This window comes from Cupriavidus sp. DB3, from assembly GCF_020418465.1.
Taxonomy (GTDB): Bacteria; Pseudomonadota; Gammaproteobacteria; order Burkholderiales; family Burkholderiaceae; genus Cupriavidus; species Cupriavidus cauae.
The window spans coordinates 1,049,123-1,072,458 of the sequence record NZ_JAIZPL010000001.1; the positions used below are offsets into that span (position 1 = coordinate 1,049,123).

Here is a 23,336-nt window from a genome sequence, read left to right on the forward strand (position 1 = left end):
TGCGTTGTACGGCGCCGGACAGCGCATCGATATCAAACCATTTATCGAATGAACTTTGAGAATTTGAGGGTCTACTCGAATCGTTTAGAGAAAGTCTTGATCGATTTCTTATAACTTCTTTCTCGCAACCCGAAATGTGAGACGCGTACGGCGGTTTGCGTGCGCGAACGCACGGTCGAAGACCTTGCGATCGCGGGTGCGGACAGCGCCAATATGCGATCACGCGCTTTGCGTTTCGACTTGATGTTGGAAAGACGCTGGATACGATGCCGGCAAAAAAAAATCCGCCTGTGGCAGGCGGACAAAGCAGAGGCGGGGAGGCCGGGAACGAGTCCGACCGGCGCGAAGTGTCACCCTCCATCGCTGTGGGCACATCAGAAAATCACGCCGTATTTTTGATCTTCGACAGCGCGATCGCACGCCGAGATTCGGCCACGCCACGGCCGACAGCATCGGCGGCACCCCGATGGGGACAAGCGCCACTTCCCTCGCCGATTCCCCGGCGGTATAAGTGAAGCCGCAGCGCGCGACGTTGCGCCGCCGACGTTTCGCCGACGTTGCCCATGCACCGCGGAGCGGCACCGTGTCGATGTCGCTCCTGCTTATCTTTTACATCGCGTATCGAGCGGAAATCATGCGCATTCTCCTGATCGAGGACGACCTGCAGATCGGCACCAGCCTGATGCGCGCGCTGAAGGAAAACATGCAGTGCAGCGTCGACTGGGTGCGCGACGGCGTCGCGGGCCAGCACGCGATCGAGCAAGGCTCCTACGCCATCATCCTGCTCGACCTCGGCCTGCCGCGCATGGGTGGTCTCGATCTGCTGCAGCGGCTGCGGGCGCAGGGCAATCAGACTCCGCTGCTGATCCTGACAGCCCATGACGACCTGGACACGCGCGTGCAGGGGCTCGACGCCGGCGCCGACGATTTCGTTCTGAAGCCCTTCGAGGTTCCCGAGCTGCTGGCGCGCATGCGCGCCGTGCTCCGGCGCAAGGCCGGCTACGCGACCTCCAGCCTCGGCGACGACACCATCCGGCTCAATCTCGATACGCGCAGCCTGACGGTGGACGGCCATACCGAAACGCTGTCGGCACGCGAGTTCGCGTTGATGCTGGCGCTGCTCGAACGGCCGGGCACGATCCTGTCGCGCAGTCAGCTCGAGCAAAAGATTTATGGCTGGGGCCAGGAAGTCGAAAGCAATGCGGTCGACGTGCTGATCTACTCGGTGCGCAAGAAATTCGGCGCATCGGCCATTCGCAACGTGCGTGGACTCGGCTGGACCGTTCTGCTGGGCAGCGACAAGGTCAAGCGGGATGCGGGACCGGCCGCGCCGCAATCCGGCACGCGGGATCACGGCACCGGCAGCGGTCCCGAGTTCGATCCCGAGAGTGATCCCAAGCGCGATCCCGCGAGCGACGCACCGAACGACCTGCCCAACGACCTGCCGAACGGCCCATCGAACGACCAGCCGAACGATCCACCAAGCTGAATCCCGCGGCCGGCAGTCCGGCGCGTACCTGGCCAGATACCATGCCCGCCCACACCGCCCTGCACCGCAACTCGCCCCCGGCGCCGCACGCCGCGCCATCGCGCAACCGTTCGCTGAGCCTGATGCTGAGCCTGGCGCTCAGCGCGGTGATCGCGGTCTTCGCCCTGCTGCATACGACGTGGACCTACGTGCTGGCCACGTCCGAGATCCATGAACTGCTCGACCGCCGCCTGCAGGAAGTCGCGGCGCGCGTCAGCGACGACATGACGCGGGCGATCGACCCGCTGTACCTGTATCGCGACGCATCCGATGGCATCGTGATCCAGATCTGGCTCGGCGCGCCGAAGCCGACCCTTCATCCGGACAGCGACCGGATCGCCATCGGCCGCGAGGCCCCGCCGGGACTCTCGACGCAGACGGTCGACCAGGAACGGTGGCGGGTGTACTCGGAGCACGGGCCGAACTGGACCATCAACGTCGCGCAGCGCGAAGCCTCGCGCAAGCGCATTGCGAAAGACGCGGCGATCGCCAGCGCGACGCCGGCGCTGGTGATGATGCCGCTGGCGTGGCTGGCGATCTTCGTGACGGTCAGGCGCGCCCTGCGGCGGGTCGGCGCGCTGGGCGAGCGTGCGGCGCGGCTCGACATCGGCCGCCTGGACGCGCTGCCGACCGACAAGGTGCCGCGCGAGCTGCTGCCGCTGGTCCAGTCGATCAATCTGATGATCACGCGGCTGTCGCAGTCGCTGCGCGTCGAAAAGAAGTTCATCGCCGATGCCGCACACGAGCTGCGCAGTCCGCTGACTTCGCTGCAGATCCAGGCCGACAACCTCGGCCGTACGCTGTCGGACCCGGACAGCCTGCGCGAGTACAACGCGCTGCAGCAGGTGATCGCACGCAGCACGCGCATGGTCTCCCAGCTGCTGCGGCTGGCACGGGCGGACGCCCCGCTCGAGCGCGCCTCGTCGCAGCCGGTGGCCATTCGCGATGTGGTGCCCGACGTCATCGAGATGCACCTGCCCCGCGCGGCCGCGCACGGCATCGACCTCGGCGTCGAGCAACTGGAGGACCTGCAGGTGCGCGCCAACCTCGCCGACGTGCGCACGGCACTGAGCAACCTGGTCGACAACGCCCTCAAGTACACGCCCGACGGCGGCACCGTCGACCTGCGCGCCTATCGCGAGCAAGGGCTGGGCTGCATCGAAGTGCGCGACACCGGCAACGGGGTCGCGCCCGAGGCGTTGCCGCGCGTGTTCGACCGCTTCTTTCGCGCCGACGTCCACGGCACGGAGGGCAGCGGTCTTGGGCTGGCGATCGTCAAGGCGATCGCCGAGCGATACGGCGGCGATGCCAGCATCGACAACCGCGGCGACGCGCCGTCCGGTGTCATCGCGCGCGTGCGGTTTCCGCTGGCGCACCGATGACGGTGCTGGCGAGCCGGCGCGGGGTTAGCGCGGCACGGATATCGCCACAGAGTTATCCCCGCGGAGTTATCGCCGCTTAGTTATCGCCGCTGAGTTTTCGCTGCCGGGTTATCGCTGCACGGATATCGCCGCTGGGCTATGGCTTCGTTCGCCCGGCCACGCGCGACAGGATCTCGTAACCGATCGTCACCCGCTGATCGACCGGATACGCCTTGTTGGCCAACAGCACGATGCCGATCCGCTTGTCCGGCACGAACGCGACATAGGCCGAGTAGCCGTTGGTCGAGCCGGTCTTGTGCAGATACACCGGCTGCCGCGGTTGCGCCGCGGCGTCGATTGGGTTCGCGGCCTCGGCGCGCAGGATCGCCACATTGCCGGCCAGCAGCTGCTGCAAGGTCGCGGGATAGCGATACTGTTCCCATATCAGGTCCTGCGTGATGGGCCCCGCGCGAAAGCGCGGCACATGGGTGCGCGCGATCGCCTGGCGCAGCGTATCGTCGATGCGGGCCCCCGGCATATTGGCTTCGATAAAGGCCAGCAGATCGCCGGACGATGAGCGGATGCCATAGGCCGGCTCCCACAGATGCCCTTCCTTCATCCGGATCGGCGCATCCGTTGCGGTATAGCCCTGCGCATAGTCAGCCTGCCTGTCGGCGGGGACCCTGAAGTGGCTGCGCTTCATGCCGAGCGGCTCGAACACGATCGTGCGGATCAGCTCGCTGTACGGCCCGCCGAGACGGTTCGCCGCAATCTCGCCGAGCAGGCCGATGCCATTGTTCGAGTAAACGCGATGCGTGCCGACCGGATAAGTCGGGCGCCATGCCGACAGGTATTCGACCATGCCGCGCTCGCTGTCGATCCGCTCCGGCACCGCGAGCGGCAAGCCCGAGGTATGCGTCCCGAGATGGAGCAGCGTGACCTTGTCGAAGATGCCACCTCGCAGTGCGGGCAGATGACGGCTGACCGGATCCTGCAGCGACAGCTTGCCGCTCGCCTCGGCGTAGGCCGCCAGCGTGGCGGCAAAGGTCTTGCTGACCGAGCCGATCTCGAACAGGGTTTCCTTCGTCACCGGCCGGCCGCGCTGCCTTGCGGTCTGCCCATAGTTGAAGAAATAGCGTTTGCCGTCGACGGTCACGCCAACCGCCATGCCCGGAAGCCGATGCTGCTCGATCACCGGCTTGACGGCGGCGTCGACGATCGCTGCCATCCTGGCCGCATCGTCGTCATCGGCGGCGTAGGCGTTGGTCGTGGCGCCAGGCACGGCAAGCAGGCAGACGAGCGGGAAGGCAAGCAGTGAGAACAGAGGCGTCGATGGTTTCATGGCTATGCGGGGCGGGATGCGCGATGCCGGCTGCGCGCTGCGGAATTCGGGTTGCCGGCAGAATGGCATCGCATCAATCGGTATGGCCGCAGTGTAGGGAATGCCGGCAGCACCGTGTCGAGCCGCGCTGTAACGGCTGTCACCTGAGGAGGCCGTCGCAAGGTCAGCGTGCCGGAATCGGCGGTGATGGCGCGGCGATGCATGCGCCATCAGCGCAAAGGGCGGGGCAAGGACCGGCTGCAAAGTCGGGCGCAAAGAGGGAGCGCCAAGACCGAGCGCAAAGCGCGGAGGCAAAGAAAAAGGGCTTCCAGTGATGGAAGCCCTTCGTATAGGTGGCGCGGCTGGCAGGATTCGAACCCACGACCCCTTGGTTCGTAGCCAAGTACTCTATCCAACTGAGCTACAGCCGCACGCGAGGGCGCAATTGTATCGCAGTGGCGTGGGAACGCAAGCATTTTTTGCGGGCCGATGCTTGGGCTCGCTGTCACCACCAGCAGCCACCAGCAGCCACCACCAGCCGCCACCACCAGCAGTCACTACCAGCAGTCACTACCAGCAATCACTACCAGAGTCACCACCAGCGGCCACTGCCGGCAGTCACCACCCGCAGCGACCACCAGCAGCCCCTGCCGGCAGCCACCATCGGCAGTCGCCGCCGGTAGTCACGACCCGCAGTCGTCACCGGTAGGCGGCACCGATCGTCACCACCGATAGCGCGCCCCGATGATGCCGCCCGCATTGCGGCCGGTCTTGACCTTGACCCAGATCTTGACGCCGCCGCGCGTGCTGCCGTGCGCGCCGATATTGAACGAGAACAGGCCGCGCAGCAGATCGGTGTCGATGCGGGTGCCGTTGATGTTGATGGTCTTGCGGCTGCTGTCCTGCCACAGGTCGGCCTCGACGAAGGGATAGACGCCGGCCAGGCGGGTCGGCTGCGCGCCGTAGAGCCGCACCGCGAGGCCGGTCGCGCGGTCGTCCGCCGGCATCGCCGCCAGCGCGGGGTTGGGCAGGCCATCGTCGCGCGGCTGGTAGGCGAGCTGCACGCGGGGCTGGATCGTAACCCCGCTGCGCGGCAACACCGCGTCGAGCGCCAGCGACAGCGTGCGCACGCGCGTATCGACGAAACCGCTGGCGGAGGCGGCATCGTCGGCGTGCAGCAGCCATGCGGGCCGACGCGCGCCATCGCGTGCGTCGGCGGCGAGGGCCGCGCGAATCGCGGCCTCGGATTCCGCTGCCATTTGTGTCAGCGCGGATCGTGGGGTCGAAGACGACGGAGATGCGGCGGCCGACGATGGCGGCAATGCTGAAGGCGACGATGGCGGCGATGCGGAGGCCGAAGATGACGGCAATGCGGAGGCCGACGATGGCGGCGCTGCGGAGGCCGAAGATGGCGGCGCTGCGGAGGCCGAAGATGGCGGCGCTGCGGAGGCCGAAGATGACGGCAGCGAGGCCAACAGTACTGGCGCGGCCGACGGCGTCGATGATTCAGGAAGGGATGGCGGTGGCGCCGATGCGTCCGCGGCCGCGTGCACGGGCTGGAAGGGATCGGACCGTGCCGATGTCGAAGCCGGATCCAGCGCGGCCAACAACGCGGCGGCCTCTTCCTCGCCCAATGGCTGCCATCCGAGTACGGCATCGCTGCCGGGTGGCCCGCTCTCGGCCTGGGCCATTGCGGTCAGGAAGATGGCGACACAGGAGCCGTAGCGCCATCGGTGACAGCGGCAGATCCTTCGATGGTTGGTGCCCACGCAAGCCCGGCCAGCGGCAACGCCGGTCTTCCTCTCTCTCGACAACAAGACCATGTCCATGGCGACCACCTTCGGGCTGATGTCAGCGTGCCCGATTTGATCTGAGCATAGGTCAAAGGCAACGCAACCGTTAGGGGCGTCAACCCGATGAAGGCCGTCCCGCGCGCGCTCCGGCAGCGGCCGCGCGCGAACACTGAAACGGCGCGCCGCGATATGGAATCAGCGGGAATCAGCGGGAATCCGCAGGGATTGGCGGGACCCGGCAGCGAGACGGCAGGTCATTGCAGAGGGAATGGTGACAGCGCGGGCGGTGACGTGGCAGGAAAGCGCACGAGGGAACCACACCCGGTAGTCCCGCCGGCGAGACGCGGGACGAATGCGGACGAAACGCGGACGAAAAAAAAGAAGGCCGTTGCGATTTGCAACGGCCTTCTCTTCAGGATTTTGGTGCCCAGGAGAGGACTCGAACCTCCACAGTGTTGCCACCGCTAGGACCTGAACCTAGTGCGTCTACCAATTCCGCCACCTGGGCTTCGTTCGCCGCTTCCGTGTCTTGCGTCACGTTTGCTGCGATGCGAAGACCGCAATTATGCAGATCCGATCGAGGGTCGTCAACACCCTCGCACAAAAAATATTTACCTCGATGCCGCAGACCGCTCCGTGGCCGTGCCGCCCACTCGGAAGTCGACCCGCTCCGGCCTGCCGGGCAGGCGCAGCGCGGCCGTGGCCGGCGGCGTGCTGGCGATGACCTTGCCCGCACGCAGCACCAGCAGCCGGGTCGCGCGCAGGCGCAGCGCCTCGACCGGATCGGCGGCCTGCAGCAGCACCAGGTCGGCGCGGCAACCGGGCGCGATGCCGTAGCCGGTCAAACCCAGGATTCTTGCCGGGGTCTCGGTGACCGCGTCGAAGCAGGCGCGCATCCCCTGCTGCCCGGTCATCTGCGCGACATGCAGGCCCATATGGGCGACCTCGAGCATGTCGCCCGAGCCAAGCCCATACCAGGGGTCCATCACGCAGTCGTGGCCGAACGCCACCGGCACGCCGGCGGCCAGCAGCTCCGGCACGCGCGTCATGCCGCGCCGCTTCGGATAGCTGTCGTGCCGGCCCTGCAGCGTGATGTTGATCAGCGGATTGGCGATCGCGGCCATGCCGGCCTCGCGCATCAGCGGCAGCAGCTTGGACACGTAGTAGTTGTCCATCGAATGCATCGACGTCAGATGCGAGCCGGCCACCCTGCCCTGCAGGCCCAGCCGCACCGTTTCGGCGGCCAGCGTCTCGACGTGGCGCGACATCGGGTCATCGGTCTCGTCGCAATGCATGTCGACGGGCAGTCCGCGCTCGGCGGCCAGCTCGCACAGCAGCCGCACCGACGCCGCGCCGTCCGCCATGGTCCGCTCGAAATGCGGAATGCCGCCGACCACCTGCACGCCCATGTCGAGTGCGCGCTTCAGGTCGTCGAGCGCACCGGGGCTGCGCAGCACGCCGTCCTGCGGAAAGGCCACCAGTTGCAGGTCGAGATAGGGCCTGACTTGCTCGCGCACGTGCAGCAGCGCCTCGACCGCCAGCAACCGCGGGTCGCAGACGTCGACATGCGAGCGGATAGCCAGCAGGCCGCGCGCCACCGCCCAGTCGCAATACGCGAGCGCGCGCTCGACCAGCGCCTGCTGCGTCAGCTGTGGCTTCAGTTCGCCCCACAGTGCGATGCCTTCGAGCAAGGTGCCGGACTGGTTCACGCGCGGCAGCCCGTACGACAGCGTCGAGTCCATATGGAAATGCGCGTCGACGAACGGCGGCGACACCAGCTGGCCCGCCGCATCGATCTGCTCGGCCGCCTGCGCCGGCAGCGCCGGCTCGACGGCAACGATGCGGCCGTCGGCAATACCGATGTCGATGCCGGTGCGGCCATCGGGCAGATTGCAGTCGCGAACGATCAGATCGAGCATGTGGGTCTCCGGGCTGTTGCCGACGTGCTTACGGCTTACGGCTTACGGCAAGGGATCGGCATTGCCCTGGCAGGCGCTGCGCCGCTGCGGGCCTCGTTCGCGGGCAACCGGCGGCGCGCCCGCCGTCGCCGTGCCGCGCGCACGCCGGCCGGCGCGAGCCGGCGCGGGCGGTGTCAGGCCGCAGCCGCGCAGCACCAATGCCACCAGATGCTCGGTCGCCCGTTCGTAGTCGCGCCGCTCCAGCCGCTGCACGCCGAGCACCGCGCAGATCTGGGCCTCGAAGTCGGCATAGGTCTGCGTGGCGGCCCAGATCGTGAAGAACAGATGGCTCGGATCGATCTGCGCCATCCGTCCCGCGGCGATCCAGCCGTGGATCACCACCGACTTACGGCCCACCAGGCTGCGCAGCGCGTCGCGCAGCACGTCGCCGATCTCGGGCGCGCCGTGCAGCAACTCGTTGGCGAACACGCGCGAGGCGTCGGGATAGCGCGCCGACAGCCGCATCTTCGCGCGGATGTACTGCTCGAGCGCGGCCTCCGGCGAGCGCCTGGCGCTGATGATGTCGGCCTGGGACAGCCACAGCCGCAGCGTGTTGGCGAGCACCGCGCGATAGAGTGCCTGCTTGGTGCGGAAGTAGTAGTGCAGATTGGACTTCGGCACGCCGGCGCGCGTGGCGATCTCCGCCATGGTGGCGCCCGCGAAGCCGGCCCGCGCGAACACCGCTTCGGCGGCACGCAGGATGCGCGCCTCGTTGCGCTGGCGGATCCGGCCGGCGTTGCCGTCGCGGCCGGCCAGCGCCTGCAGGCGGGTGGCGGGAGCTAGCGCGTCCATGGCGAGGCCGGGCGTGGCGGCGCCAACGCCATCGTCGTCACGGCCGGATTCCTGGCGGGCGCCACGGCGTCAGCGCGTGCCGTAGAGCCGGTCGCCCGCATCGCCAAGTCCGGGCACGATATAGCCGTGCTCGTTCAACTGCTCGTCGATCGCGGCGGTGACGATGGCCACATCGGGATGCGCGGCCTGCAAGGCGCGCAAACCCGGGCGCGAGGCAATCAGGCAGACGTATTTGAGCGCGGTGACGCCCGCCTCCTTGAGCCGGTTCAGCGCGGCGATCGCGGAATTGCCGGTCGCCAGCATCGGGTCCACCACGATCACCTGACGCTCCTGGATATCGTCCGGCATCTTGAAGTAGTACTCGATCGGCTCCAGCGTTTCCGGGTCGCGGTACAGGCCGATATGGCCGACCCGCGCGGCCGGCAGCAGGTCGAGCATGCCATCGAGGAAACCGTTGCCCGCGCGCAGGATAGACACCAGGCACAGCTTCTTGCCGGACAGCATCGGCGACTGCATCGGCGCGATCGGCGTCTTGATCGCCACGGTCTCCATCGCCAGGTCGCGCGTGGCCTCGTAGGTCAGCAGCTGCGCGATCTCGCGCACCAGCCGGCGGAAGTTGTCGGTGGTGGTGTCCTCGCTGCGCACCAGCGTGACCTTGTGCTGGACCAGCGGGTGGTCGACCACCATCACGGAAGCGGCGGCCGGCGCGATGGGCGGCACGCCCGCGGGCAGTCCCGCGGACAGTCCCGTGGGCAGCCCCGTGGACAGCGCCACGGACGGATCGACGGACAGATCGGCAGACAGGGCGGTCATGATGGCACTCCTCGATGCGGCCGTGGCCGGATGCGGCCGGGGCGGGACGACGGCGTGCAGGCGCGCAGCGTTTGCGACAGCCGCGCCCTGCACGGGCTCAGGAACTCAGAACACGGTGCCGTCGCTGTCGATCGCGAACGGCGGCGGACCGCCTGGCCGGCGCTTGGCGGCGATGCGCCGGCCCGCCGCCCAGGTACCGCCCTCCAGCACGCGCGCCAGCGGAAAGGCCTTGGCGGACAGGCCCAGCGCCTGCCGCGTTGCCTCGGCGACCAGATCGAGGCCCGTCACCGTCAGTGCGCGCCATTCGACGATGGCGGGCTCGTCGACCCGGTGCACCGCCTCGGCGAAGCTCGCATCGCGCGGCACCATCAGCTCGAAGTCGTACAGCAGGCCGCCGTTGCGATATTCGGGCAGGCCCGTCAGCGCATCGAGCCCGATCACCGTCAGGCCGCCGTCCTCCAGCGGCTCGAGCAGCGAGTAGGTCAGCCACTGCGTCAGCTTGTGGAAGGGCACCAGGCCGTCGGGGCTGGCCGGATGGCGCCAGCAATCGCCAAGCGACACGCCTTCGAGCTGCAGCCGCCCCGGCCAGACCGGCCCCAGCGCGACCAGCAGCGTGCGCAGCACGAAGGCCGCGTCGATGCGCCCCTCGCTGGCATGCGCCTTCAGATAGTCGAACAGATTGCCGAGTCTTGCCGGCTCGCCGAACACCGCCGGCGTGGCCTGCGCGACCTTGCCGAGCCGGCGCACCAGACCCGCCCGGCCCTCGAGGCCGACCAGCGGATTGTGCTGCGCGACCTGGAAGGCAGTGGCCAGCGTCGAGGGGTCGATCTGCGCCAGCCGCTCGGCATCCGAGCGCAGCGGCTCGTCCGGCGTCGCGGAGAAACCGCCGCGCGCGAACAGGTCGAAGCTGGCCACGCCCAGCCCTTCGGAGCGGCTCAGGCTCAGGTCGCTGGCCGGGTCGCGGTAGCGCCAGTCGGGCCCGGCGCCCGCGTCGAGCAGCACGCTGGGAATCACCAGGTCGATGCCGATGCGCGCGCGCTCTTCGCGATGATCGTCGCCGGTCAGCGCCGCGCGTTCGCAGAGGATGCCCCAGCGGTCGCGCAGCTCGCCCGGTCCGCCGCTCTCGAAATGGCGCCAGCGGCTGTGGTAGGGCACCTGCAGATCGCGGTAGCGCGAGCGGATGGTGGTGGCCACATAGTCGGCGATCGCCGGGACCCGCTCGGGATGCCAGCTGAACCACTGCGAATCGCCGGCCGCCACCGCGGCCGTCACGGCGGCGCAGCGCGCGCGCACCGCCTGCGCCGTCAACAACGGCGACGCCGGATGATCGGGTTCCACCCAGCTTTGCCAGCCCTCGCGCGAAGCACGGGCCTGCGCGCCGGCTTGCCCCGCCGCGCCCATCGATGCCGCATCGTTTCGTTCTGTCATTCGTCCAGTCCCCTGCCCTTGGCCACCGTCAGTTCGGTGGCGTCCGGAGGCGTGTAACGGGTGAAGTAGCCCGCCGCCACCTTGGCGTCGATCTCCACCCTCGCATCGGCCGGAATCAGCGCATCGGGAATCGGCACCTGCTCGACCACTTCGATTCCCTGCGCGACCAGCGCGCCGTGTTTCATATTGCTCATCGAGGCCCAGCGGTCAATGCGACGGATGCCCAGCCAGTGGAAGACATCGGGCATCAGCTCCTGGAAGCGCATGTCCTGCACGCCGGCCACGCATTCGGTCCGCGCGAAATAGGTCTCGGCGCGATCGCCGCCGACCTGCCGCTTGCGCGCGTTGTAGACCAGGAACTTGGTGACCTCGCCCAGCGCGCGGCCTTCCTTGCGGTTGTAGACCACCAGTCCGACCCCGCCCTGCTGGGCCATCTCGATGCACACCTCGATACCGTGCGCCAGATACGGGCGGCACGTACAGATGTCCGACCCGAATACGTCCGATCCGTTGCATTCGTCGTGCACGCGGCAGGCGACAGGCGTCTGCGGCTTGCCCAGCTGGCTGACGTCGCCGAAGAAATACAGCGTCATGCCGCCGATGGGCGGCAGGAAGACCTTCAGGTCGGGACGGGTCACCAGCTCCGGGAACATGCCGCTGGTCTGCTCGAACAGGCTGCGGCGCAGCGCGCTCTCCTTGATGCCGAAGCGGCGCGCCATGCCGGGCAGATACCAGACCGGATCGACGGCGGCCTTGGTCACCCGCACGTCGCCGTTGGCAAACAGGATCCTGCCGTCGGGGATCAGCCGGCCGGCGGCGATCGCCGCCACCAGTTCCGGCATGTTGATATGGGCGCGCGTGACGGCGATGGTCGGCCGGATATCGACGCCCGCAGCGATGCGGTCGGCGAAGACGGTCGAGACCAGATGTCCCCACGGGTCCAGCGACACGATCTTGTCGGGATCGCCCCATTGCGGATGCGGGCCGATCGGCTCGGCCGGCGCGGTGTCGGTCAGGTCGGGGCGGTGGTCGCGCTGCAACGTGCCCGAAGCGACCGCCAGCGCGCGATAGACCGCATAGGCGCCGGCATGCGTCCCGATCACGTTGCGATGCGCCGGATTGGTCAGCGTCGCGATCACGGGTCCGCGCTCGGCCGCGGTCGGCGCCCCCCAGTGGATCGGCTCGGCCGGCTTGTCGCGGCGTGCGTGCGAGGTCAGGACGATGTGATCGGACATGGCAGCCTCGAGGCGTGAATCCTGACCAAACGGTCAGGTTTACCTTGATGGTAGGCAATCGCCATGCCAAGCGCGTATGGGCGTTTTCCCCTTTTGAGTACGCTCCCTCACCAACTGCGGCACAACAACGGTTCATGCGGCGCCCACGTATCGTGCAGCGCCGCCGATGTTGCAGGCGGGCAACGCCTGCTAGCCGGCGAGCCCCGTACGGTTGCGCAACAACAACTTGCCCAGCGACGCGAGGGGGTCGCGCGATTCGACATATCGGTAAAAAAGCGCACCGGCGGCGTTGCTGGCCAGCCACGCCATCGCCATGCCGGCCGCGTTGAGCCACGGCATGCCGGGCGCGAGCTGCGACATCAGGCTGTTGACCAGCAGGCAGATCGGGAAGTGCACCAGGAACACCGAGTACGAGATCGCGCCGAACGTGGCGAAGACACGGCCGCGCGGCCACGACGACAGCCAGCCGCCGCGCCGTGCCATCGCCAGCCACAGCGCGACGACGACCGCCAGTGCGATGCGCGAGCGCATATCGACCATCAGCGCGGCGACGCCCACCGCCGCGAGCGCCGCGATCCACCAGGGGGAGCGCCCGGGATTGGAGGCCCAGTAGCCGAGCACGCCCAGGCCGTAGGCGCCGAAGAAATAGATCGCCCACATGTCCCAGCCGGCGTCCCGGTTGAACCAGAACAGCGAGGCCAGGCCGAGCGCCGCCACCAGCGCCACGCCTACGCGGACACGCCTGCTGGCGGGCATCCGGCGCGCCAGCCAAAGCGCCAGCAACAGCAGCCCGAACAGCTGGAAATCGATCGCGACATACCAGACGCCCGCGGACAGCGCGTCGATATCGAGCACGTCGTGCAACAGCAGCAGATGCGCCAGCAGCTGGCCCCATTGCGGCGGCGCCGGAATCGAGGGATGGTCCATGCCCTGCCGCGCGAGCGCCGCCGCGGCGATGGCGAGGACAATGGCCGCGGCGAAGGGCACGACGAGCTTGCGATAGCGCCGCAGCAGCGCCGCCAGCGGGCGGGACGCGCGCAGCAGTCCCTCCGGCGCCAGGCTGCGCGCCGCCAGGAAGCCGCCGATCACCAGGAAGAGCTGGACGGCGATGCGCGCGTAGTCGGCGAGCCAGTCGATCAGGGCGGGGGCGAGGGAATGGGCCGCATCGGACATCGGCCCGTAGAAGGCCAGATGGTGCAGCACGATCAGTTGCGAGCCGATGGCCTTGAGCGCATCGATGCCGGCCAGGCGCGCGGGTTGCGAAGACATGGGTGACAGACGGGAAGCGAACGGGAACCGAACGGAAATCGCGGACCAGCCTCGACGCGCCCGTGCGCGACGCGACACCGGGCGCGTGGCCCGGGATTGTACCCGGGTGCAGGTGCCGGCGCCGCCATGCTGGACCGGTCATTGTGCCCGCGTCATCACATCGACCTAGGGTATTTACTTATGACGAAGTTGTCCTTCCCCTGACTCCTCCCTATCGCTACCCTTTGGTCTTTGCTGTTTTCTATCGCTTCGCCATGCTGTCCTCCCTTCGTTCTTTCCGTCGCCCTCTTCGTTCGTTCCGCCCGGTCCTCCTCGCGGCAGCCCTGCTCGGCACCGGCATCGCCCACGCCGCCGGCGCCGAGGCGTTGCACGGTCCGGTCATCGACAAGATCCGCTCCAGCGGCACCATCGTGCTCGGCTACCGCGAGTCCGCGCTGCCGTTCTCGTTCGCCGACGACAAGGGCCAGCCGGCCGGCTACGCGGTCGACCTGTGCCTGCGCGCGGCCGAGGGCGCCCGCCAGGCGCTCGGCCTGAAGGACCTGAAGGTGCGCTGGATGCCGCTGACGCCGCAGAACCGCATCCCCGCCATCGTCAACGGCCTGGTCGACCTCGACTGCGCGCCGAACACCAACACGCTCGAGCGCCAGAAGCAGGTCGCCTTCAGCGTCTCGCACTATGTGTCGACGGTGCGGATGCTGGTGCGTGCCGATGCGGGCATCGACTCGCTCGAGGACCTGCGCGGCAAGACCGTGGTGACGAGCGCCGGCTCGACCGGCGACCGCCACGTGCGCCGGCTCAAGGGCCAGTACGGCTATCGCGACGTCTACGCCAAGGACCACGGCGAATCGTTCCTGCTGCTCGAGTCCGGCCGCGCCCAGGCCTTCGTGATGGACGACGTGCTGCTGGCCGGCCTGCGCGCCCGCGCCAAGGATCCATCGCAATTCGTGATCGTCGGTCCCGCGCTGTCGGTCGAGCAGAACGCGCTGATGCTGTCGAAGTCGGACCCGGCGTGGAAGCGGCTGGTCGACGAGACCCTGGCCGGCGTCTATCGCGGCCCGCAGATCGAGGCGCTGCAGCAGCGCTGGTTCCAGAAGCCGATCGGCGGACGTGGCATCAACCTGGCGCTGGCCCCGTCGGCCGAGGTCCGCGAGGCGTGGAAGCATCCGTCCGACGCGGTCACGGAATAGGCGCATACCGGGGCCGGCGACCCCGGCAATCCTCGCTTTCCATGAGGCCGACGCGCCCGCGACGCCCGGTATGACTCGCTTGACAGCCGCAAGACAGGTTGGAGACACTGGCGCGGGCGGCGCGTCGGCGCCTGCCCATCGTCAGCCGCCCATCCGATGGACGGCAACTTTCGAGGAGACACCATGAGCAAGTTCGTCGCGACGGCCATCGCGCTGTGCATCGGCACCGCCTCGCTGGCGGTGCACGCCCAGAACACCGGCGGCAAGAAGCAGTTCGACCCGTACTCGCAAGGCGCCAAGGCGGGCGAGAAGTTCGACCCCTACAGCCAGGGGGCGAAAGCCGGCGACAAGTTCGATCCCTACACCCAGGGCACCAACCAGAGCACGCGCGCCGATCTCGCGCCGGGCCAGGACGAAGGCAAGAAGAACGGCCACAAGGCGAAGAAGGCCAAGCCCGCCAAGCCGGCGAACTGACATCGGCCCGACGGGCCAGCCCGGGGGCGGCCCGTCCCGATGGCGAATTCAAGAACCCGCTGCCGGCGGGTTTTTTTGCGTCCGTGCGCCCATCGCGCGCCGCCCGTGCCCGCGCGGGCGGCGGTGCGTCGCCGCTGCCGACCGGGGCGACGAGGCACGAAAAGTGAAATGGACGCCACAGGACATATGTCCCGAGCCGGAAAAAGCCCTCCGGTGCGGTCCCCTGTAGGACATTTTTCGGTATCAGCCGTCATAGCTTTCGCACAAAATGCGAACTTCGCCGTTGACATAGGCGTCGTATGCACCACACGGAGCGGCAGCGCTCCGTAGCGGGTTGTCAGCAAGCGGCCGAGGCCGCGCAGCACCGTTTCAGGAGTTTCATGCGCCGTTCCCCGACCACGCGCGCCGCCGGCTTGTCCGCGGCGGTGATTGCCCTGGTCGTCCTGTATATCGTCCTGCTCTGGTTCGGGACGCTGGACGCCCGCCATCTGTTGCGCTCCGACGAAGGCCGCTATGCCGAGATCGCCCGCGAGATGTTCGCCAGCGGCGACTGGGTCACGATCCGCTACAACGGCGTCAAGTATTTCGAGAAGCCGCCCTTTCACCTGTGGGTGACGGCGCTGACCTATACCGCCTTCGGGCTCGGCGAGTGGCAGGCGCGGCTGTGCGTGGCGCTGTCCGGCTTCATCGGCCTGCTCGCGTCGATGTGGGCGGCCGGGCGCTGGTTCGGCGCGCGCGCCGGCTGGCTGGCCGGCCTGGCGCTGGCCGCGGCACCGATGTGGAGCGTCGCCGCGCACTTCAATTCGCTGGACATGACGCTGGCCGGCGCGCTCGCCTGCGTGCTGGCCTGCATGCTGCTGGCGCAGCATCCGGACACCACCCCGGCCGCACGCCGCGGCTGGATGCTGGGCTGCTGGGCCGCGATGGGCGTCGCCATCCTGACCAAGGGGCTGATCGGCATCGCGTTGCCCGGGCTGGTGCTGGTGGTCTACACCGCCATCACGCGCGACTTCGGCCTGTGGCGCCGCCTGCATCTGCTGTGGGGCGCCGCGCTGCTGCTGGCGATCACGGTGCCGTGGTTCTGGCTGATCGCCGAGCGCAATCCGGAATTCCTGCGCTTCTTCTTCATCCACGAGCATTGGCAGCGCTATACGACCAGCGTCCATCATCGCCAGGGACCGGTGTGGTACTTCGTGCCCCTGTTGCTGGCCGGCTTCCTGCCGTGGCTGGCGCTGGCGCCGGGCATCTGGCGCGCGGTGCGCCGCGAGCGGACCGAGGCCGCGCAGGCGGCGCAGGCGGGGGAGCCGGCAAATGCCGTCCCGCTGCGCCCAGCCCTGCTGATGCTGGTCTGGGCCGGCGCCATCTTCGTCTTCTTCAGCCTGTCGAACTCCAAGCTGCCCGGCTATATCGTGCCGATCTTCCCGGCGCTGGGGATGCTGGCCGGCGTCGCGCTGGACCGCATCGGCGACACCGGCTGGCGCCGCCTGGTGCTGCTGATGCTGGGCGTTTCGGTGCTCGGGCTGGCCGCCACGCCGGTGGTCGCGACGCTCGATTCCGACAACACGCCCAACGCCTATTACCGGATCTTCGCGCTGTGGATCGGCGCCGCCTTCGTCGTCATGTTCGCCGGCGTGCTGCTCGCCCACTGGCTGGCGCGGCGCAACGGCCGGCTGGCCAGCATCGTGGTCTACGGCCTGGCGATGTACACCAGCTTCACGGTCGCGCTGCTCGGCCATGAGGTGATGGGCCGGCGCACCTCCGGCATCGATCTGGTACCCGCCATTCAGCAGGTGCTGAAGGACGACATGCCGTTCTATGGCGTCGGCATGCTCGACCACACGCTGCCGTTCTACCTGCGCCATCCGCTGACGCTGGTCTGGCATCCCGACGAACTGCAGTTCGGCCTGCAGCAGGAACCGGACAAGTGGATTCCGACGCTGGAGGCGTTCGAACAGACGTGGCGCAACGGCCGGCCCGCGGTCGCCATCATGTCGCCGGAGATGTACACCAGATTGCAGGCTCAGGCGTTGCCCATGTATCGGGTCGCCGAAGACGTCCGCCGCGTCGTGGTCACCAATTTCGCTGCGCCGCCCGCGCCTGCTGCCCCGGCCGCGTCCGCAGCGCCCGCTTCCGCTTCCAATCGATGACGATCACCACCTTCGCTTTCATCCTGACCGGCGTGTTGCTCAACGCCTGCGCGCAACTGCTGCTCAAGGCCGGCGTCAACGCGGTCGGCGCGATCGCGCTGGACCGCGCCACGCTGTTCGATACCGCGCTGCGCGTGCTGGCCCAATGGCCGGTGCTGGCTGGGCTGAGCCTCTACGTCGCCAGCGTCGCGGTGTGGATCGTCGGTTTGTCACGCGTCGATGTATCGATGGCCTACCCGATGCTGTCGCTCGGCTATGTGGTCAACGCGGTGGCCGCATGGTGGCTGTTCGGTGAGATGATCGGACCATTGCGGATGGCCGGCATCCTGCTGATCCTGGCCGGCGTGTTCCTGATCGCGCGTTCGTGACCGGTGTTTCCGACCGCTTGTTCTCGACCCCGCTTTCTCGACCCCGCTTTCTCGACCACGCCTGCCCGACCACGCTGCCGACCTTCCGTTGCCGCTGACGTCCTGACGACTTCGCCCGATGCCCGCTTCCGCCCAATCCACCCAAGCCGCCGCCCCATCCGCTGCGCCCTTCCTGCCCTTCGTCAGGCCCGACATCGACGCCGACGCGATCGCCGCGGTCGGCGAGGTGCTGGCCTCGGGCTGGATCACCTCCGGCCCGAAGATGCAGGCCTTCGAGGCCGCGCTGTCGGCGCTGTTCGACGGACGGCCGGTGCGTACCTTCGCCAACGGCTCGGCGACGATGGAGATCGCCCTGCGGATCGCCGGCATCGGTCCCGGCGACGAGGTGATCACCACCGCGATCACCTGGGTGGCCACCGCCAACGTGATCGTCGCGGTCGGCGCGCGACCGGTGTTCGTCGACATCGATCCGCGCACGCGCAATCTCGACCTCGACGCGGTCCAGGCCGCGATCACGCCGCGCACCCGCGCGATCCTGCCGGTCTATCTGGCCGGCTTGCCGGTCGACATGGATCGCCTCTACGCCATCGCCAGGAAACACGGCCTGCGCGTGATCGAGGACGCCGCGCAGGCGATCGACTCCCGCTGGCGCGGCCGCCGCATCGGCAGCTTCGGCGACCTGGTCAGCTTCAGCTTCCAGGCCAACAAGAACATCACCACGGTCGAAGGCGGCTGCCTGGTGATGAACGATGAGGACGAGGCGCTGCGCGCCGAGCGCCTGCGCCTGCAGGGCGTGATCCGCAGCGGCCTGGACGGCATGGACGTCGAGGTGCCGGGCGGCAAGTTCAACCTGACCGATGTCAACGCCGCGATCGGGCTGGCACAGCTGCCGCGGCTCGACGCGATCACCGCGCGCCGCACGGCGCTGGCCCGCGCCTACATGGACGGCGCCGCGCGGCATGGCCTCACCGAACTGGGCATCGAGCTGCCGGTCGCCGGCGACCCCGCGACAGCGCTGCCGAACTGGCATATGTTTCAAGTGGTACTGCCGGCCGAGCGCCTGCAAGGCGGACGGGCCGCGGTGATGCAGGCCCTGCGCGAGGCCGGCATCGGCACCGGCGTGCACTACCCCGCGCTGCATCTGTTTACGTACTACCGCTCGCTGGGCTGGCGCGAAGGCATGCTGCCGCACGCCGAGCGCATCGGGCGGGGCATTCTCACGCTGCCGCTCTTCCCGGCCATGCAAGAGGCCGATGTCGAGCGCGTCTGCGCCACGCTGAACGAAACATGCAAACGTCTGCTTCCGTAACTTCCGAACTGCTGTCCTGCGCGATGCCGCATCCGCTGCCGGGCCAGCCCACGCGCATTCGTGACGACGCGACCGCGCGCGACGACGAGACCGCGCCGCTGCCGGGCCAGTCGTCGCCGTCGCGCGCCAGGCCGATCGAGGTCTCGGTGGTAATCCCCGTCTACAACGAGGAGGCCGGCCTGCAGGCGCTGTTCGACCGGCTCTATCCCGCGCTCGATGGCCTGGCCACCAGCTACGAGATCGTCTTCGTCAACGACGGCAGCACCGACCGCTCGGCGCAGATCCTGGCGCGGCAGTTCCGCCAGCGGCCCGAGGTCACGCGCGTGGTGATGTTCAACGGCAATTTCGGCCAGCACATGGCGATCCTGGCCGGCTTCGAGCATGCGCGCGGCCGCATGGTGATCACGCTCGACGCGGACCTGCAGAACCCGCCCGAGGAAATCCCGAGGCTGGTCGAGGCGATCCGCGCCGGCCACGACTATGTCGGCACGATTCGCCGCCAGCGCCATGACAGCGCGTTCCGCCGCGTCGCCTCGTTCGCGATGAACCGGCTGCGCGAACGGATCACGCATATCCGGATGACCGACCAGGGCTGCATGCTGCGCGCCTACGACCGCAGCGTGGTCGATACCATCAACGCCTGCCGGGAGGTCAATACCTTCATCCCGGCGCTGGCCTACACCTTCTCGTCGAATCCGGTCGAGATCGTGGTCGGGCACGAAGAGCGGCATGCGGGCGAATCGAAGTACTCGCTGTATCAGCTGGTGCGCCTGAACTTCGACCTGGTCACCGGCTTCTCGATCGTGCCGCTGCAATGGTTCTCGATGATCGGCACGATCCTGTCGCTGCTGTCGGGCGGCCTGTTCGTGGTGCTGCTGGTACGGCGATTCCTGCTGGGCTCCGAGGTACAGGGCCTGTTCACGCTGTTCGCGTTCAACTTCTTCCTGGTCGGCATCATGCTGTTCGGCATCGGCCTGCTGGGCGAATACGTGGGCCGGATCTATCAGCAGGTACGCGACCGGCCGCGCTATCGGATCAAGGCGATCCTGGACGCGTCGCAGGGCGATGCGCGACGCGGCGACGGCGGACGACGGTCAGGGCTGGAGGAGTTCAGCGAATTCAGCGAGTTCGATGAATCCGGCGACGGCGGCCGGTCCGGTCCCAGCGATCCCCACGACCCCCGCGATCCCCGTCACGACCGGAAGCCCCCATGCGCGCCGTAGTCTTCGCCTACCACAACGTCGGCGACCGCTGCCTGCGCGTGCTGCACGCGCGCGGCGTCGAGGTGGCGCTGGTGGTCACGCATCGCGATCGCCCCGATGAAACGATCTGGTTCCGCCGCGTGGCCGACACCGCCGCGGAACTGGGCTTGCCGGTCGTCCATGGCGACGATCCGAACGACCCGGCGCTGGCCGCCGCGGTCAAGGCCGCGCGGCCCGACATGCTGTTCTCGTTCTACTACCGCGCAATGATTCCGCCGGCCGTGCTCGCACTGGCGCCGCGCGGCGCCTTCAATATGCACGGCTCGCTGCTGCCGAAGTACCGCGGCCGCGTGCCCGTCAACTGGGCCGTGCTGCATGGCGAGACCGAGACCGGCGCAACCCTGCACGCGATGGAGGCCAAACCGGACGCCGGCGATATCGTCGCGCAGACCGCGGTGCCGATCCTGCCCGACGATACCGCGCAGCAGGTGTTCGACAAGGTCACCGTGGCGGCCGAGCAGACGTTGTGGCGGGTCTTGCCGGCGATGCTGGCCGGCAACACGCCGCGCCGTCCTAACGTACTCGCCGAAGGCAGCTATTTCTCCGGCCGCCGTCCCGAGGACGGCCGCATCGACTGGCGGCAGCCGGCCGCCGCGGTCTACAACCTGATCCGCGCGGTCGCGCCGCCCTATCCCGGCGCCTTCACCGAACTCAAGGGCCGCCGCCTGGTGGTCGAACGCGCGCGCCGTCCGTTGCCGGCCGAGATGCCGCCGACGCAGGTGCTGGCCGGCCTCACGCCCGGCCTGCACGTGCTCGACGGCCGCATCGTCGGCCTGTGCGGCGACGGCGGCCTGGTGCTGATCCTCGCGCTCTCCGAAGGCAACGCGCCGCTGTCGCCCGCCGCCCTCGCCGCGCTGCTGCAGTCCTCTCCTCAAGCCTGAAGTCTGGAAGTCCATGAAGAAAGTCCTGATCCTCGGCGTCAACGGTTTCATCGGCCACCACCTGACGCGACGCATCCTCGAAACCACGTCGTGGGAAGTCTATGGCATGGACATGTCGACGGCCCGCCTCGGCGAGCTGGTCAACCATCCGCGCATGCATTTCTTCGAGGGCGACATCACCATCAACAAGGAATGGATCGAGTACAACATCCGCAAGTGCGATGTCGTGCTGCCGCTGGTCGCGATCGCCACGCCGGCGACCTACGTGCGGCAGCCGCTGCGGGTCTTCGAACTGGACTTCGAGGCCAACCTGCCGATCGTCCGCGCGGCGGTCAAGTACCGCAAGCACCTGGTGTTTCCGTCGACCTCGGAGGTCTATGGCATGTGCGGCGACGAGGCCTTCGACCCCGAATCGTCGCCGCTGGTCTACGGGCCGATCAACAAGCCGCGCTGGATCTACGCCTGCTCCAAGCAGCTGATGGACCGCGTGATCCACGCCTACGGCATCGAGCAGGGCCTGAACTACACGCTGTTCCGGCCGTTCAACTGGATCGGGCCGGGGCTGGACTCGATCTTCGAATCGAAGGAAGGCAGCTCGCGCGTGGTCACGCAGTTCCTCGGCCATATCGTGCGCGGCGAACCGATCCGGCTGGTCGACGGGGGCGCGCAGCAACGCGCCTTCGCCGATATCTCGGACGGCATCAGCGCGCTGATGCGGATCATCGAGAATCCCGGCGGCATCGCCAGCGGCAAGATCTTCAATATCGGCAACCCGGGCAACGTCCACTCGGTGCGCGAGCTCGCCGAGATGATGCTGCGGATGGCCGCCGACTACCCCGAGTACGCGGAAAGCGCGCGCCATAGCCGCATCCTGGAGACCTCGTCCGGCGAGTTCTACGGCAAGGGCTACCAGGACGTGCAGCACCGCGTGCCGAAGATCGACAACACGATGCAGGAGCTCGGCTGGCAGCCGACGGTGACGATGGCCGAATCGCTGCGGCGGATCTTCGAGGCCTATCGCGAGAAGGTGATCGAGGCCCGCACGCTGGTGGATTCCGGCAACTAGGCCGCGTGTGCCCGACTGCAAGCTCTTCAACAAGCGTTACAGCGAGCGCTACAACAAGCTCCATCACAAGCTCGACGACAACCCATGGCCATGATCGCCCTGAAGGTCGACGTCGACACGCTGCGCGGCACGCGCGAAGGCGTGCCGAAGCTGATCGCCCTGCTGCGAGCCCGCGACGCCCGCGCCACCTTCCTGTTCAGCCTCGGTCCGGACCATACCGGCTGGGCGCTGCGGCGCGTGTTCCGGCCGGGCTTTCTGCAAAAGGTGTCGCGCACCTCGGTGGTCTCGCACTACGGCCTGCGCACGCTGATGTATGGCGTGCTGCTGCCGGGCCCGGATATCGGCCTGCGCGCCGCCGACGCGATGCGCGCGGCGCGCGATGCCGGCCATGAATGCGGCATCCATACCTGGGACCACGTCTACTGGCAGGACCATGTGCGCACGCGCGATGCTGCCTGGACGCGCGCGCAGATGCGGCGTGCGTGGCAGCGCTTCGAGGCGGTGTTCGGCACGCCGCCATCGACGCATGGCGCGGCCGGCTGGCAGATGAATGCGGAAGCGTTCCGGCAGCTCGACGATTGGGGCCTGCGCTATGCCTCCGATGGCCGTGGCGCCGAGCCCTATGTACCGTTGCTCGACGGCACGCCCTGCCGCCACGTGCAACTGCCGACCACGCTGCCGACGCTGGACGAACTGATTGGGGCGGATGGCATCGACGAGAACAACGTCCACGAGGCGCTGCTCTCCCGCACCGAAGACGGCCGCGACCATGTCTTCACGCTGCATGCGGAGCTGGAGGGCGGCAAGCTGGCGCCGGTGTTCGAGCGCCTGCTGCAGGGATGGCGCCGGCAGGGGCATCGGCTGGCGCCGCTGGCGGCGCTGTATGAACAGCTCGATCGCACGCGGCTGCCGCATCTGCCGCTGGCCTGGGGCACGGTGCCCGGGCGCAGCGGCGAGCTGATCGTGCAGCGCTGAAGCGCGGGGCCTCGCCGCCCGCGCCCGCAGCCTGCTTTCCTGGGGCCCGCGCCGGAAGCCTGCTTTCCTGGGGCCGCGCTGGAAGCGCGGCTTTCCCCGGGGCCCACGCGAGGCGGCGGTTTTCCTGGGCCCCACGCCGAGGCGGCGGTTTTCCCGCGGCCGGAAGCGC

General features: G+C 68.3%; 19 protein-coding genes, 2 tRNA genes and 1 pseudogene. 12 read left to right on the top strand and 10 right to left on the bottom strand.

The genetic code is table 11. The features are described from left to right. Window positions 1–634: 634 nt before the first annotated feature. Together K7G19_RS04610 and K7G19_RS04615 are read left to right on the top strand one after the other, a co-directional pair. Window positions 635–1,294 (top strand): annotated as a pseudogene (locus K7G19_RS04610) (response regulator transcription factor); the annotation flags it as partial. Between the two features lie 236 nt (window positions 1,295–1,530). Then, window positions 1,531–2,910 (top strand): cell wall metabolism sensor histidine kinase WalK, encoded by a 1,380-nt coding sequence (locus tag K7G19_RS04615; protein ID WP_226106031.1) that lies wholly within the window; start codon window positions 1,531–1,533, stop codon window positions 2,908–2,910. A 136-nt stretch (window positions 2,911–3,046) separates the two neighbouring features. Here K7G19_RS04615 and ampC read toward each other — a convergent pair whose 3' ends face one another. The 3 genes from ampC to K7G19_RS04630 all read right to left on the bottom strand — a co-directional run bounded on the left by ampC (window position 3,047) and on the right by K7G19_RS04630 (window position 5,340). After that, window positions 3,047–4,231: a class C beta-lactamase gene (gene ampC / locus K7G19_RS04620; protein WP_226106033.1), complete on the bottom strand. Its 1,185-nt coding sequence runs from the start codon at window positions 4,229–4,231 to the stop codon at window positions 3,047–3,049. Between the two features lie 333 nt (window positions 4,232–4,564). Further along, a tRNA-Arg gene (locus K7G19_RS04625) sits at window positions 4,565–4,641 on the bottom strand. Window positions 4,642–4,932: 291 nt separating this feature from the next. Beyond that, the gene (locus tag K7G19_RS04630) at window positions 4,933–5,340 is read right to left on the bottom strand and encodes a hypothetical protein (RefSeq protein WP_187829065.1); all 408 of its coding nucleotides are present in this window, start codon (window positions 5,338–5,340) and stop codon (window positions 4,933–4,935) included. Between K7G19_RS04630 and K7G19_RS04635 the strand changes: the two genes are divergently transcribed. Further along, window positions 5,333–5,935, top strand: coding sequence for a hypothetical protein (locus tag K7G19_RS04635; protein WP_226106362.1), 603 nt, complete (start codon window positions 5,333–5,335; stop codon window positions 5,933–5,935). The two genes, K7G19_RS04630 and K7G19_RS04635, sit on opposite strands and share 8 nt — an antisense overlap. 489 nt (window positions 5,936–6,424) lie before the next feature. On the opposite strand, the gene K7G19_RS04640 is transcribed toward K7G19_RS04635, so the two are convergent. From K7G19_RS04640 to K7G19_RS04670, 7 genes are all read right to left on the bottom strand, one after another. Next, window positions 6,425–6,511 (bottom strand) — tRNA-Leu (locus tag K7G19_RS04640). 103 nt (window positions 6,512–6,614) lie between these two features. Further along, complete coding sequence (locus K7G19_RS04645) at window positions 6,615–7,922, bottom strand: amidohydrolase family protein (RefSeq protein WP_226106035.1); 1,308 nt, start codon at window positions 7,920–7,922, stop codon at window positions 6,615–6,617. 42 nt (window positions 7,923–7,964) lie between these two features. After that, the gene (locus K7G19_RS04650; RefSeq protein ID WP_149316197.1) at window positions 7,965–8,753 is read right to left on the bottom strand and encodes a TetR/AcrR family transcriptional regulator; all 789 of its coding nucleotides are present in this window, start codon (window positions 8,751–8,753) and stop codon (window positions 7,965–7,967) included. A gap of 69 nt (window positions 8,754–8,822) precedes the next feature. Further along, entirely contained in the window at window positions 8,823–9,440 is a 618-nt protein-coding gene (gene upp / locus K7G19_RS04655; RefSeq protein WP_223819671.1) for a uracil phosphoribosyltransferase, read from the bottom strand. A 231-nt stretch (window positions 9,441–9,671) separates the two neighbouring features. Next, window positions 9,672–10,967, bottom strand: coding sequence for a URC4/urg3 family protein (locus K7G19_RS04660; RefSeq protein WP_226106330.1), 1,296 nt, complete (start codon window positions 10,965–10,967; stop codon window positions 9,672–9,674). Between the two features lie 23 nt (window positions 10,968–10,990). After that, complete coding sequence (locus K7G19_RS04665; protein ID WP_149316200.1) at window positions 10,991–12,229, bottom strand: GTP cyclohydrolase II; 1,239 nt, start codon at window positions 12,227–12,229, stop codon at window positions 10,991–10,993. A gap of 189 nt (window positions 12,230–12,418) precedes the next feature. Next, window positions 12,419–13,498 carry an acyltransferase gene (locus K7G19_RS04670; RefSeq protein ID WP_226106037.1) on the bottom strand — a complete coding sequence of 360 codons (1,080 nt, stop codon included), beginning with the start codon at window positions 13,496–13,498 and terminating at the stop codon, window positions 12,419–12,421. Between the two features lie 254 nt (window positions 13,499–13,752). Here K7G19_RS04670 and K7G19_RS04675 point away from each other — a divergent pair, with 254 nt between their 5' ends. The 9 genes from K7G19_RS04675 to K7G19_RS04715 all read left to right on the top strand — a co-directional run bounded on the left by K7G19_RS04675 (window position 13,753) and on the right by K7G19_RS04715 (window position 23,167). After that, window positions 13,753–14,685 (top strand): amino acid ABC transporter substrate-binding protein, encoded by a 933-nt coding sequence (locus K7G19_RS04675; protein ID WP_149316202.1) that lies wholly within the window; start codon window positions 13,753–13,755, stop codon window positions 14,683–14,685. Window positions 14,686–14,868: 183 nt separating this feature from the next. Then, entirely contained in the window at window positions 14,869–15,159 is a 291-nt protein-coding gene (locus tag K7G19_RS04680; protein ID WP_149316203.1) for an amino acid ABC transporter permease, read from the top strand. 380 nt (window positions 15,160–15,539) lie between these two features. Next, window positions 15,540–17,306 carry a glycosyltransferase family 39 protein gene (locus K7G19_RS04685; RefSeq protein ID WP_226106038.1) on the top strand — a complete coding sequence of 589 codons (1,767 nt, stop codon included), beginning with the start codon at window positions 15,540–15,542 and terminating at the stop codon, window positions 17,304–17,306. Beyond that, on the top strand, window positions 17,303–17,674 hold the full coding sequence (locus K7G19_RS04690) for an EamA family transporter (protein ID WP_150083676.1): 372 nt from the start codon (window positions 17,303–17,305) through the stop codon (window positions 17,672–17,674). Before K7G19_RS04685 ends, K7G19_RS04690 begins: the two co-directional genes overlap by 4 nt. Before the next feature lie 118 nt (window positions 17,675–17,792). Continuing rightward, the gene (locus K7G19_RS04695; protein WP_226106041.1) at window positions 17,793–18,983 is read left to right on the top strand and encodes a DegT/DnrJ/EryC1/StrS aminotransferase family protein; all 1,191 of its coding nucleotides are present in this window, start codon (window positions 17,793–17,795) and stop codon (window positions 18,981–18,983) included. Then, window positions 18,962–20,206, top strand: a complete 1,245-nt coding sequence (locus K7G19_RS04700; protein WP_226106043.1) for a glycosyltransferase — start codon at window positions 18,962–18,964, stop codon at window positions 20,204–20,206. The genes K7G19_RS04695 and K7G19_RS04700 overlap by 22 nt, the downstream gene beginning before the upstream one ends. Then, window positions 20,194–21,126 carry a formyltransferase gene (locus K7G19_RS04705; protein ID WP_150083672.1) on the top strand — a complete coding sequence of 311 codons (933 nt, stop codon included), beginning with the start codon at window positions 20,194–20,196 and terminating at the stop codon, window positions 21,124–21,126. The genes K7G19_RS04700 and K7G19_RS04705 overlap by 13 nt, the downstream gene beginning before the upstream one ends. Window positions 21,127–21,139: 13 nt before the next feature. Continuing rightward, window positions 21,140–22,192 (top strand): bifunctional UDP-4-keto-pentose/UDP-xylose synthase, encoded by a 1,053-nt coding sequence (locus K7G19_RS04710; RefSeq protein ID WP_149316207.1) that lies wholly within the window; start codon window positions 21,140–21,142, stop codon window positions 22,190–22,192. Window positions 22,193–22,276: 84 nt separating this feature from the next. Further along, window positions 22,277–23,167, top strand: a complete 891-nt coding sequence (locus K7G19_RS04715) for a polysaccharide deacetylase family protein (RefSeq protein ID WP_150083671.1) — start codon at window positions 22,277–22,279, stop codon at window positions 23,165–23,167. Window positions 23,168–23,336 lie beyond the last annotated feature (169 nt).